Source organism: Streptomyces niphimycinicus, from assembly GCF_018883605.1.
Classification (GTDB): Bacteria; Actinomycetota; Actinomycetes; order Streptomycetales; family Streptomycetaceae; genus Streptomyces; species Streptomyces niphimycinicus.
The window spans coordinates 1-11,649 of record NZ_JAHLEM010000602.1; the positions used below are offsets into that span (position 1 = coordinate 1).

The window sequence follows — 11,649 nt, forward strand, 5'->3', positions numbered from 1 at the left end:
CCCGGCGACCGGCGGCGTGCTGCCCACCGCTCCCGCGCCCGTCTCCGTCGCCGCGGCGACCATCTCGGCCAGCGCCTCATCGGACTTGGCGGCCGTCCGCGGGAAGCGCACCGGCAGCGCGGCCAGGGCCCGGTGGAAGGGGCCGGGCCGCCACTCCAACTCCTCTGCGGGTACGGCCAGTTCGAGGTCGGGCAGCCGGTCGAGGAGCTTCTCGATGGCGACGGCGGCGATGACCTGGGCCGGATCCTTGGCGGGGCAGGTGTGCGGGCCCGCGCTCCACGCCAGATGTGCCCGGTTGCCGCGCCGGTTCGACAATAGATACGGGTCGTTGTTGGCGGCGGCGAGGCTGATGACGACGGGCTCGCCCTTGGACAGCTTGTGTCCGTCGACCGTCACATCGTGGCGCGGGTAGTGGATGCAGAAATTGGCCAGCGGCGGGTCCTTCCACAGCACCTCGTTGAGCGCGTCCTCGATCAGCATGGTGCCGCCCGCGAGGGTGCCCGCGAACCGTTCGTCGGACAGCAGGAGCAGCAGCCCGTTGCAGATCAGGTTCTGCTGGGGCTGGGTGCCCGCGCCGACGAGGACGACGATCTGGTGGACCAGCTCTTCGTCGGTCAGCTCGGCGGGGTGGGCGATCAGCCAGGACGTCATGTCCGGGCCCGGAGTGGCCCGCTTGCGGGCGATCAGCTCGAAGAGGGTCTCCGCGAGAAGCACATTGGCCTGCTCGGAGTCCTCGGTGATGTCGAAGAGCGATGAGAGCGCCCTGACGAGCTTGTCGCTCAACTCGGGCGGACAGCCGAAGAGTTGGTTGAAGACGAGCAGCGGGAGCCGGGCGGAGTACTCCTTGAGCAGATCGGCCTCGCCCTTCGGCCCGAAGAGGTCGATGAGGAAGTCGGCGCTGCGCTCCACGTAGCGGCGCAGTGCGTGGATGTCCAGCCGGTCGAGGGTGTCGGAGATCGCCGAGCGCAGCCGGTGATGCGCCTCGCCGTCGCTGCACAGCGCGTTCGGCCGGTACATCATCATCGGCACCACGGGGTTGTCCAGGGGGATGGTGCCGTCGGCGAGAGCCTGCCAGTGGCGCGCGTCCTTGGAGAACGTCTCGGGGCTGCGCAGGATGTCCAGCGCGGTCTGATAGCTGGTGACGAGCGAGACGGGCACGCCGGGCGACAGCTCCACGGGCGCGATAGGCCCGTGTTCCCGCAGCCGTGCGTAGGTGGCGGCCGGGTCGGCGGCGAACTCGGGGCCGTGCAGCGATTCCAGCCGCTCCCCGGCCGGGGCCCGACCGGAGTGCGCGGGGCAGCCCGGGGGCGGCGTCGGACCGGCTGCCGGACCGGCCGCCGGATCGGGCGCCGGGGCGGAATCCGGGCCTGCCGCCGGATCGGAATCCGAACCTGCCGCCGGGGTGGAATCCGGGCCTGGAGTGGGGGCGGAATCGCGGATGGGGCTCGTCACGCGTGCTCCTGCTGATACGGGGGTGGGTGCGCCGGAGCGGGTAAGGCTAGCTTCCGGTCAGGGCGACCCGCACCCCCCCCATCCGTCATTCAAATCGCCTGGTACATCACGGGATTGCTGCCCGGCACCGCTTCCGCCCTGCCCAGCTTCACCAGCCGGCGCAGATGCGCCTCCGCCTCCGAGACCGCGATGTTGCGGGAGCCGTAGGGGATCTGCTCCCAGGGGCGATTCCACTCCATGGACTCGGCGAGCTGCCACGGGGTGAGCGGGGTGCTGAGCAGGGCCTGGAGCCCGGCCAGCCGCTCCTCGTGGTGGCTCAGCAGCGCGCGCACCCGCGCCGGGGCGTCGGTGAAGGCGTACTGATGGGCGGGGAGCACCTCGGCCGGGGCGAGGGCGGCGACGCGTTCGAGGGAGTCGAGGTAGTCGCCGAGGGGGTCGATGACGGTCGTGTCGTCGGGGTCCTCGTAGAGCCCGATATGGGGGGTGATCTCGGGCAGCAGATGGTCACCGGAGAAGAGGCGGCCATGGCCGGGCAGGCCCTCGCCGGCCGCCGGGTGGGCCTCTTCGAGGTGGAGGCAGACATGGCCGGGGGTGTGGCCGGGGGTCCAGACGGCGCGCAGCCGGCGCCCCGGCAGTTCGAGGAGTTCGCCGGGGACGATCTCGCGGTCGGGGAGGGCGGGCCGCTGCCCCGGAAGGCCCGAGCGGCCGGACGCGCGGCTGGCGCGCAGCGGGGCCAGATGCTCCTCGGGCGCCCCGGCCGCGCTGAGCTTCTCCTCCAGGTAGACGAGCCAGCGGGAGGGCTCGGCCTCGCGGGTGCGCCGGACGACCTGGGCGTCGGCGGCGTGCATCGCGATCCACGCCCCGGACGCCTCCCGCACCTGGCCGGACAGCCCGTGGTGGTCGGGGTGGTGATGGGTGACGAGGACGCCGTGGACCTCGGAGACGGAGGTGCCGCAGGCGGCGAGCCCGGCGGTGAGGGTGTCCCAGGCGGTGGGGTCGTCCCAGCCGGTGTCGATCAGGACCGGGCCGCGGTCGGTGTCGAGAAGGTGGACCAGGGTGTGGCCGAGCGGATTGTCGGGGATCGGGACGGGGATGCTCCACACTCCGCCGCCGTGCTCGGTCACCCGCGTCACCTGCGCCATCGGCTCCCCCTCTCCTCGACACAAGCATTGCCCACTATAGCTGGAACTGGTATCAGTTCTGATGCAGCGTCAGATATTGGCGGCCCCGGGTTCGGGCGAGCCAGTGGCGGCCCCGAGCGCGGGCCGGCTGTCGGCGGCCCCGGGTTCGGGCCAGCCGGACGTACCCCTCAGTCATCGGCCGGAGGCAGACGATGGGCGATCTCATCGAGCACGGGCAGCTCTTCATCGGCGGCACGCTGACCGACCCGGCGGGCGAGGACACCATCGAGGTCGTCTCGCCCCATACCGAGGAGGTCATCGGCCGGGTGCCACACGCGGCGCGCGGCGATGTGGACCGGGCGGTCGCGGTGGCGCGGACGGCGTTCGACGAGGGCCCCTGGCCCCGGATGGACGTGGCCGAGCGGATCGCGGTGGTCACCCGGATCAAGGATGCCATCGCGGTGCGCCATGAGGAGATCGCCCGCGTCATCAGCGCGCAGAACGGCTCCCCCTACTCCTGGAGCGTCCTGGCCCAGGCACTCGGCGCGATGATGGTGTGGGACGCGGCCATCACCGTGGCCCGCGACTTCGGCTACGAGGAGCGGCGGGCCGGGGTGCTCGGCCCGCTGCTGGTGCGGCGGGAGCCGGTCGGGGTGGTCGCGGCCGTGGTGCCGTGGAACGTGCCGCAGTTCGTGGCCGCCGCGAAGCTGGCGCCCGCGCTGCTCGCGGGGTGCTCGGTGATCCTCAAGCCGTCCCCCGAAACGCCGCTGGACTCCTACCTCCTGGCGGAGATCGCGGCCGAGGCGGGGCTGCCCGAGGGAGTGCTGTCGATCCTTCCGGCCGACCGCGAGGTCAGCGAGTATCTGGTCGGCCACCCGGGCGTGGACAAGGTGTCGTTCACCGGGTCGGTCGCGGCCGGCAAGCGGGTGATGGAGGTGGCCTCGCGCCATCTGACCCGGGTCACGCTGGAGTTGGGCGGCAAGTCGGCCGCGGTGATCCTGCCGGACGCGGATCTGGAGGCGGCCGTCGCCGGGATCGTGCCCAACGCCTGGATGAACAACGGCCAGGCGTGTGTGGCCCAGACCCGGATCCTCGCTCCGCGCAGCCACTACGACGAGATCGCCGAGCGGTTCGCCGCAGCCGCCTCCGCCCTGGTCGTCGGCGACCCGCTGGATCCGGCCACCCAGGTCGGGCCGCTGGTGGCGCGGCGGCAGCAGAAGCGGTCGCTGGACTACATCGCCCTGGGGCAGCGGGAGGGCGCCAAGGTGCTGACCGGCGGCGGCCGTCCGGGGGCCCTGGACACCGGCTGGTACGTGGAGCCCACGCTCTTCGGCGACGTCGGCAACGGCATGCGGATCGCCCGTGAGGAGATCTTCGGCCCGGTGATCTGTCTGCTGCCGTACGGGGACGAGGAGGAGGCGGCCCGGATCGCCAATGACTCCGACTACGGGCTGTCCGGCTCGGTCTGGACGGCGGACGTCGGGCGCGGCATCGACTTCGCGCGGCGCATCCGCACCGGCACCTACTCGGTCAACACCTTCAGCCTCGACATGCTCGGGCCGTTCGGCGGCTACAAGAACTCCGGTCTGGGCCGGGAGTTCGGTCCCGAGGGGTTCTCCGCGTATCTGGAGCACAAGATGATCCACCTGCCCCAGGGCTGGGACGGGGAGACGGACTGATGGGGGACCGCTGGCGGATCGAGGTGGACCGGGGCGTGTGCATCGGCTCGGGGATGTGCGTGAGCACCGCGCCGGGCGGCTTCCGGCTCGACGGGGCGCGGCAGTCGCATCCCGTCGAGGCGGAGGCCGATGCTTCCGAGGCGGTGCTCGCGGCGGCCGAGGGCTGTCCGGTCGAGGCGATCGCGCTGCGTCTGTCGGACACCGGTGAACAGGTCTTCCCCCCTGACGAGTAGCGGCTCCCCTGACCGCCGTCGGCAAGGCTCCGACCGCCGCCGTCAGCAAGGCTCCGACCGCCGCCGTCGGCAGCGGTCAGACCCAGCCCTCGCACTGGGATATCCGTATGGCGTCCACGCGGTTGCGCGCCCCGGTCTTCCGGGTGATCGCGGCCAGGTAGTTGCGGATCGTCCCGGTGGACAGATGGAGCGTACGGGCGATCTCCGGGATGGAGGCGCCGTCGGCGGCCAGGGACAGCACGCCCAACTCGCGCTCGGTCAGTGGGATCTTGGCCGCCTGGAGGAAGCCGTAGCCCAGCGCGTCGTCGACATAGCGCTCCTTCCGCGCCACTCGCCGGATCGCCTCGATCAGCCGCTGCGGCGGGGCGTCCTTGTCGACGTACCCGAGCGCCCGGGCCTCATGGGCGCGGCGCAGTGGGCCCGGCCGCTCCGAGTTGACCAGCACCAGAAGTCCGCAGTCCCCGCCCTCCCCAGAGGCGGAGGCGACGAACTTCCCCCACTCGCCCTTGCGTGCCGCCTTGTCGGCCGCTGGGCAGTCGGTGTCCACCACGCACACCTGCGGCGCCATGGAACGGGCCTTGCTACGCGCGTCATGCCAGGCACACGCGGCTGCCTCGATGTCTGGTTCGGCCCCTATCACCGAGGCCAGGGCCGATCGCAGCAGCCCTGACTCGTGTACCAGAAGTAACCTGATCACGAACTTCTCCACCCCCCACGATGCGTTCTCTCGTCGCGCGCCGTTGTCGCTCTGTCGCGCGCCGTTCATGAATACCGGTATTGGGCAGGGCGTGAACGCGGAATTTGAGCCAAGAGGGGGCGCAAGGGCGCACAAACCACGTCCGGAAGCTCGAAGGGGCGCAAGAATTGGCCCATGCGCCCCTGTTGCGCGCTACGCCGTCCTGCTATCGGACGCCCCGGTATACCCGGTATATCGTCCGCCCCGGATATTCGGACGCCCCCGCCCGGTGCGCCGCCCTGCTACCGGGCCGGGGCGGGCGCCGTCAGGTCGATCAGTCGGCAGACGGTCTCGATATCGATCTTGACCTGGGCGATCGAGGCACGCCCCGAGAGCCAGGTGATCAGCGCCGAATGCCAGGTGTGCTCGATGACGCGGACCGCGGAGAGCTGCTCGGGCGTCGGGGAGTCGGCCAGGCCCATGGCGTCCAGGATGATCGCGGTGGTGAGCCGGGAGACCGTGTCCACCTCCGGGCTGACCGACCGGTCGGCGAAGGTGAGGGCGCGCACCATCGCGTCGGCCAGATGGGGTTCGCGTTGCAGGGCGCGGAAGGCGCGCATCAGGGTCTGGGCGACCCGGGCGGCCGGCTCCGCCTCGGTCGGCGGCCGCTTGCGCAGCGTCTCGTGCATATGCTGAAGCTGGTCCTGCATCGTCGCGACCAGCAGATGGACCTTGGAGGGGAAGTAGCGGTAGAGGGTGCCCAGCGCCACCCCGGAGTTCTCCGCGACCTCGCGCATCTGGACCGCGTCGAAGCCGCCTCGGCTGGCCAACCGGGCGCTGGCGTGCAGGATGCGCCGGCGGCGCGCCTCCTGTCGCTCGGTCAGCCGCAGGGCGGCTGGCTTGACTTCTGCGGTCATGTGTCCTACTTCGGATGTGTTGCGTGTGCGGCTCGGCGGCAAGCGGACACCGTGCATGATGACAGGGCGGGCCCGGGCCTGCGAGTCACTGGAACTCGTTCTAGGCTAGCGCGGGTCCTCCCCGAAGCACCCGTGTCCGCGCGGTTGGGGCAGGTTGCTGTCGCGGCAGTTGGGGCGGGTTGTCGCCGTGCGGCGCTCGCGGCCCGGTCGGCGGGCGGTCCGCCCGGTGCACACGCCCGTTGCCAACTTCTCCCCGGCGTCTTGCCAACTTCTCCCCGGCGTCCTGGCTACCGAGTGGTAGGGATCACCTGCCCCGGCCCTGGAGCGGCCATGCGGGGCAGGTATCTTCGTGACTCCTCAGGGGATGCGCCAGTGGAACTTGTTCTAGATAATCGGAAGCGGATACGCTCCCGCTGAACTGCACCAAGGAGGGGGCGCGAGTGACCGCAGAGGCCGCGCAGGAGACCGGGGCCGACCCGCTTCGAGCAGCGCCCCCCACCGCCCCCGACGAACGGCCGCTGCGCATCGCCCTGCTCAGCTACAAGGGGAATCCATTCTGCGGGGGCCAGGGCGTCTATGTGCGCCATCTCTCCCGGGAGCTGGCCCGGCTCGGCCACACCGTCGAGGTCATCGGCGCCCAGCCGTATCCGGTGCTGGACGCCGGGGAGGGCGTCACCCTCACCGAGCTGCCCAGCCTCGACCTCTACCGCCAGCCCGACCCGTTCCGTACGCCCCGGCGCGAGGAGTACCGGGACTGGGTCGACGCCCTGGAGGTCTCCACCATGTGGACCGGCGGCTTCCCCGAGCCGCTCACCTTCAGCCTGCGCGCCCGCCGCCATCTCGCCGCCCGCCCCGGCCAGTTCGACATCGTCCACGACAACCAGACCCTGGGATACGGGCTGCTGGGCCTGGAGCGGCTCGGCTTCCCGCTGGTCACCACCATCCACCACCCCATCACCGTCGACCGGCAGTTGGAGCTGGAGGCCGCCGACGGCTGGAAGCGCCGGTTCTCCGTGCGCCGCTGGTACGGCTTCACCCGGATGCAGAAGCGGGTGGCCCGGCGGCTGCCCTCGGTGCTCACCGTCTCCGGCTCCTCCCGCCGGGAGATCGTCGAGGACCTCGGGGTGCGGCCGGACCGGATCCATGTGGTGCACATCGGTGCGGACACCGGGCTCTTCTCGCCCGACCCCGCCGTCCCCGTCATCCCCGGGCGCATCGTCACCACGTCGAGCGCGGATGTGCCGCTCAAGGGCCTGGTGTATCTGATCGAGGCGCTCGCCAAGGTCCGCGCCGAGAACCCCGAGGCCCATCTGGTCGTCGTCGGCAAGCGGCCGCAGGAGGGCCCGGTGGCCACCACCATGGCGCGCCATGGGCTCGAGGACGCCGTCGAGTTCGTCAAGGGCATCAGCGACGCCGAACTGGTGGACCTGGTGCGCGGCGCCCAGATCGCCTGTGTGCCCTCGCTGTACGAGGGGTTCTCGCTGCCCGCTGCCGAGGCCATGGCCACCGGCACCCCGCTGGTCGCCACCACCGGCGGCGCGATCCCCGAGGTCGCCGGCCCCGACGGCGAGACCTGCCTGGCCGTACCCCCCGGCGACGCCGACGCGCTCGCCGCGGCCCTGCTCCGGCTGCTGGGCGACGCCGACCTCCGACGAAGGCTGGGCGCCGCGGGCCGTGAACGGGTGCTGCGCCGCTTCACCTGGGAACAGGCCGCGCGCGGCACCGTCGAGCAGTACCGCAGGGCCATCGGCGTATCCGCGCCGGCCGCCCGCCGCTGAGCCCCGCCCCCGCCTCGCCTCCCGCCCCGCCCGCTGCCCCTCTCCCGCCCCACGAACCCGCCGGACGAAAGCAGACCCCCGTGCTGACCGTCGATTTCTCCCGCTTCCCCCTCGCCGCCGGCGATCGCGTCCTCGACCTCGGCTGCGGCGCCGGCCGGCACGCCTTCGAGTGCTACCGGCGCGGCGCCCAGGTCGTCGCGCTCGACCGGAACGCCGAGGAGATACGCGAGGTCGCCAAGTGGTTCGCCGCCATGAAGGAGGCCGGTGAGGCCCCGGCGGGCGCCACGGCCACCGCCATGGAGGGCGACGCCCTCGCCCTGCCCTTCCCCGACGACAGCTTCGACGTGGTCATCATCTCCGAGGTGATGGAGCACATACCCGACGACAAGGGCGTGCTCGCCGAGATGGTGCGGGTGCTCAAGCCCGGCGGCCGGATCGCCGTCACCGTGCCCCGCTACGGCCCCGAGAAGGTCTGCTGGGCGCTGTCGGACGCCTACCACGAGGTCGAGGGCGGCCATATCCGCATCTACCGCGCCGATGAGCTGTTGGAGAAGATGCGCGAGGCCGGACTGCGGCCGTACGGCACCCACCACGCCCACGCGCTGCACAGCCCGTACTGGTGGCTCAAGTGCGCCTTCGGGGTCGATAACGACAAGGCGCTGCCGGTGCGCGCGTACCACAAGCTCCTGGTGTGGGACATCATGAAGAAGCCGCTGGCCACCCGGGTCGCCGAGCGGGCGCTGAACCCGATCGTCGGCAAGAGCTTCGTGGCCTACGCGACCAAGCCCCACACTCCGCGTGAGGACCAGGCGTGACGGCGCTCGGACCGCGCCCCGGCCCCCGCACCGAACGGCTCGCGCTGCCCGGCGTACTCAGCCCCGAGCAGGTGCTGCGCACGGTCGAGGGCATCGCCGCCGTCCAGCACGCGGACGGCGCCATACCGTGGTTCCGCGGCCACCACCTCGACCCCTGGGACCACATCGAGGCCGCCATGGCGCTGGACGCGGCGGGCGAGCACGAGCGCGCCACGGCCGCCTACCGCTGGCTGATCCGGCACCAGAACCCCGACGGCTCCTGGTGCGCGGCCTACCCCGACACCCCGGACGGCGTGGCCGCCGCCGACCCCACCGACCGCGGCCGGGAGTCCAACTTCTGCGCCTACGTCGCTGTCGGCGCCTGGCACCACTACCTCTCCACCGGCGACGACGCCTTCCTCGACGGCATCTGGCCCACCGTCTTCGCCGCCGTCGAGTTCGTCCTCGGAATGCAGCAGAGCGGCGGCCAGATCGGCTGGCGGCGCGCCGCCGACGGCACCCTCGACCCCGACGCCCTGCTGACCGGCTCCTCCTCCGTCTATCAGGCGCTGCGCTGCGCCCTGGCCATCGCGGAGCACCGCGAGGAGCCCCAGCCCGACTGGGAGCTGTCGGCGGGGCTGCTCGGCCACGCCATCCGCCACCACCCCGAGCGGTTCCTCGACAAGCACCGCTACTCGATGGACTGGTACTACCCGGTCCTCGGCGGCGCGCTGACCGGCGCCGCCGCCAAGGAGCGCATCGAGGAGGGCTGGGACCGCTTCGTGGTCCCGGGACTCGGGGTCCGCTGTGTCTCGCCCAACCCCTGGGTCACCGGCGGCGAGAGCTGCGAACTGGCGCTCGCGCTGTGGGCGATGGGGGAGTCCGACCACGCGGTGGACATCCTGCGCTGGATCCAGTCGCCACTGCGGGCCGAGGACGGGATGTACTGGACGGGCTACGTCTTCGAGGACGACGCGGTCTGGCCGGAGGAGCGCACCACCTGGACGGCCGGGTCGCTGCTGCTCGCCGTGGCGGCGCTGGGCGGCGACGAGGCGACCACGGCCGTCTTCGGCGCCGAGGGCCTGCCGCGGGGGCTGGACTCGGACTGCTGCGCCTAGGGATGTCCGACGGTCCGTGACGCCTGCGGCGGGCTGTTCCCCTCGGACATCGCCTAGCCCCGCCGCAGCCGCCCCGCGATCGCGTGGCCGATGAAGAGGTACACCACGGCCGGCAGGCCGTAGTTGAGGACGGTCCGGAGCCAGTCCGTGTCCATGGTGAACAGGTCATGGGACCAGCTCGCGAGCCAGCTCGCCGCGTCATGGACCACCGTGACGAGGTCATTGGCGCGGTTGGCGTCGAGAAGGGCGAACAGGATCCAGAGGCCGAGGATGACGGCCATGACGTCCGCTGCGACCGCCACGACGGTCGCCGCCTGGTTGCTTCCGTGGCGATAACTTCGTGACATGCCTCACGTGTTGCCCGGCTCCGCGGCGCCAAACCAGGGCGTGGTCGCACACCCGTACGACGCGCTCAGCCCGCCAGCTCCGCCAGCACCCGCAAGGTCTGCGGATCCGGCGCCACCGCCAGCAGATCCGTGATCGGGCCCTTGCGCCACAACTCCAGCCGCTCCGCGATCCGTTCCCGCGGCCCGACCAGCGAGATCTCATCGGCGAAGGCGTCCGGCACCGCGTCGATCGCCTCCGCCCGCCGGCCCGCCAGGAACAGTTCCTGCACCCGGCGCGCCTCGTCCTCGTAGCCGAACCGGGCCATCAGATCGGCGTGGAAATTACGGGCCGCATGGCCCATCCCGCCGATGTAGAAGCCGAGCATCGCCTTCACCGGCTTCAGCCCCTCCGCCACATCGGTGCACACCCGCACCTGTGTCATCGGCGCCACCATGAAGCCGTCCCGGGCCTCGGCCAGGGTCTCCTGATAGAGCTCCGTGCGCGACGGCGACCAGTACAGCGGCAGCCAGCCGTCGGCGATGCGCACGGTCTGCGTGATGTTCTTGGGCCCCTCCGCCCCGAGCAGCACCGGCAGATCGGCGCGGAGCGGGTGGACGATGGGCTTGAGCGGTTTGCCGAGACCGGTGGCGTCCGGACCGGCGTACGGATGCGGGTGGTAGCGCCCGTCGAGCCGCACCGGCGCCGCACGGCCCAGCACCTGCCGGATGACCTCGACATACTCACGGGTCGCCGTCAGCGGGCTCTTGGGGAACGGGCGTCCGTACCAGCCCTCGACCACCTGCGGTCCGGACAGCCCCAGCCCCAGCATCATCCGGCCGCCGGAGAGATGGTCCAGGGTGAGCGCCTGCATCGCGGTGGCGGTGGGCGTGCGGGCGGCCATCTGCGCGACCGCCGTGCCGAGCGCGATCCGGGTGGTGTGCGCGGCGAGCCAGGTGAGCGGGGTGAAGGCGTCCGAGCCCCAGGACTCGGCGGTCCACACCGAGTGGTAGCCCAGCCGCTCCGCCTCCTGGGCGAGTTCCAGATGGCGGGGGTCGGGGCCGCGGCCCCAGTAGCCGAGCGCCAGACCGAGCCGCATGGGAGCCCCCTCGTTCCGCCGGACAGGGTGGAGCGGCGGCTGACGGCAGGTCAGCCGCACCGGCCGGACTGTACGGGCCGGGGGTGCACATGGCAACGGCCCCTCGCCCGAGGGTTACGGGCGAGGGGCCGTTGCACGTCATGCGCGACGCGCACGGGGCGCGTCATGGAACGCGCGGCTGTACTCGGCTCAGCCGCGCTGGATCCCCGTGGTGTCCTGGAGCACACCGCGACGGCCGTCCTGCGTCTGGGCGACCAGCGCCTGACCGCGCTGCTCCACCGCGAGGTACCAGGTGCCGGGGGCCAGTTCGGCGATGGTGCTCGACGAACCGTCCTCGGCGTACAGCGGGCGGGCCACCGGCACCGCGAACCAGAACGGGGCGAAGTCCCCGCCGCCCGAGGGCCCCGGAGCCGGGGCCGGGGCGGGCTGGCCGCCGAAGGGCTGGCCGGGCTGCGGCT

11 protein-coding genes and 1 pseudogene are annotated in these 11,649 nt (G+C 72.1%); 5 read left to right on the top strand and 7 right to left on the bottom strand.

The genetic code is table 11. From position 1 onward, the window contains the following. Nucleotides 1-1,452, bottom strand: a 1,452-nt coding sequence (locus tag KN815_RS37385; protein ID WP_216346286.1) for a cytochrome P450, incomplete at its 3' end; no start/stop codon positions are given. A gap of 89 nt (nt 1,453-1,541) precedes the next feature. Beyond that, complete coding sequence (locus tag KN815_RS37390) at nt 1,542-2,594, bottom strand: Strvi_7410 family MBL fold metallo-hydrolase (protein WP_216346287.1); 1,053 nt, start codon at nt 2,592-2,594, stop codon at nt 1,542-1,544. A 191-nt stretch (nt 2,595-2,785) separates the two neighbouring features. Between KN815_RS37390 and KN815_RS37395 the strand changes: the two genes are divergently transcribed. Together KN815_RS37395 and KN815_RS37400 are read left to right on the top strand one after the other, a co-directional pair. Continuing rightward, nucleotides 2,786-4,252 carry an aldehyde dehydrogenase gene (locus KN815_RS37395; protein ID WP_216346288.1) on the top strand — a complete coding sequence of 489 codons (1,467 nt, stop codon included), beginning with the start codon at nt 2,786-2,788 and terminating at the stop codon, nt 4,250-4,252. Then, on the top strand, nt 4,252-4,485 hold the full coding sequence (locus KN815_RS37400; protein ID WP_216346289.1) for a ferredoxin: 234 nt from the start codon (nt 4,252-4,254) through the stop codon (nt 4,483-4,485). The genes KN815_RS37395 and KN815_RS37400 overlap by 1 nt, the downstream gene beginning before the upstream one ends. Before the next feature lie 76 nt (nt 4,486-4,561). Here the strand turns inward: KN815_RS37400 and KN815_RS37405 are convergent, their stop codons facing one another. Then, on the bottom strand, nt 4,562-5,182 hold the full coding sequence (locus KN815_RS37405; protein ID WP_216346290.1) for a response regulator transcription factor: 621 nt from the start codon (nt 5,180-5,182) through the stop codon (nt 4,562-4,564). A 281-nt stretch (nt 5,183-5,463) separates the two neighbouring features. Continuing rightward, nucleotides 5,464-6,078, bottom strand: coding sequence for a TetR family transcriptional regulator (locus KN815_RS37410; RefSeq protein WP_216346291.1), 615 nt, complete (start codon nt 6,076-6,078; stop codon nt 5,464-5,466). Nucleotides 6,079-6,518: 440 nt separating this feature from the next. Here KN815_RS37410 and KN815_RS37415 point away from each other — a divergent pair, with 440 nt between their 5' ends. The 3 genes from KN815_RS37415 (at nt 6,519) to KN815_RS37425 (ending at nt 9,768) form a co-directional block, all read left to right on the top strand. Next, nucleotides 6,519-7,856, top strand: coding sequence for a glycosyltransferase family 4 protein (locus KN815_RS37415; RefSeq protein WP_216346292.1), 1,338 nt, complete (start codon nt 6,519-6,521; stop codon nt 7,854-7,856). An 80-nt stretch (nt 7,857-7,936) separates the two neighbouring features. Beyond that, nucleotides 7,937-8,671, top strand: coding sequence for a class I SAM-dependent methyltransferase (locus KN815_RS37420; RefSeq protein WP_216346293.1), 735 nt, complete (start codon nt 7,937-7,939; stop codon nt 8,669-8,671). Further along, nucleotides 8,668-9,768, top strand: a complete 1,101-nt coding sequence (locus KN815_RS37425) for a prenyltransferase/squalene oxidase repeat-containing protein (RefSeq protein ID WP_216346294.1) — start codon at nt 8,668-8,670, stop codon at nt 9,766-9,768. The genes KN815_RS37420 and KN815_RS37425 overlap by 4 nt, the downstream gene beginning before the upstream one ends. Before the next feature lie 53 nt (nt 9,769-9,821). Here the strand turns inward: KN815_RS37425 and KN815_RS37430 are convergent, their stop codons facing one another. From KN815_RS37430 to KN815_RS37440, 3 genes and pseudogenes are all read right to left on the bottom strand, one after another. Further along, nucleotides 9,822-10,115, bottom strand: a complete 294-nt coding sequence (locus KN815_RS37430; protein ID WP_216346295.1) for a hypothetical protein — start codon at nt 10,113-10,115, stop codon at nt 9,822-9,824. Nucleotides 10,116-10,180: 65 nt separating this feature from the next. Then, nucleotides 10,181-11,191 carry an LLM class F420-dependent oxidoreductase gene (locus KN815_RS37435; RefSeq protein WP_216346296.1) on the bottom strand — a complete coding sequence of 337 codons (1,011 nt, stop codon included), beginning with the start codon at nt 11,189-11,191 and terminating at the stop codon, nt 10,181-10,183. Nucleotides 11,192-11,380: 189 nt separating this feature from the next. Next, a pseudogene (locus tag KN815_RS37440) lies at nt 11,381-11,649 on the bottom strand (hypothetical protein); the annotation flags it as partial.

What these genes read in the sequence shown, in the direction of transcription:
- KN815_RS37430 (WP_216346295.1), bottom strand. Translation starts at nt 10,115, where the DNA reads ATGTCACGAAGTTATCGCCACGGAAGCAACCAGGCGGCGACCGTCGTG.
- KN815_RS37400 (WP_216346289.1), top strand. Translation starts at nt 4,252, where the DNA reads ATGGGGGACCGCTGGCGGATCGAGGTGGACCGGGGCGTGTGCATCGGC.
- KN815_RS37395 (WP_216346288.1), top strand. Translation starts at nt 2,786, where the DNA reads ATGGGCGATCTCATCGAGCACGGGCAGCTCTTCATCGGCGGCACGCTG.
- KN815_RS37435 (WP_216346296.1), bottom strand. Translation starts at nt 11,191, where the DNA reads ATGCGGCTCGGTCTGGCGCTCGGCTACTGGGGCCGCGGCCCCGACCCC.
- KN815_RS37410 (WP_216346291.1), bottom strand. Translation starts at nt 6,078, where the DNA reads ATGACCGCAGAAGTCAAGCCAGCCGCCCTGCGGCTGACCGAGCGACAG.
- KN815_RS37390 (WP_216346287.1), bottom strand. Translation starts at nt 2,594, where the DNA reads ATGGCGCAGGTGACGCGGGTGACCGAGCACGGCGGCGGAGTGTGGAGC.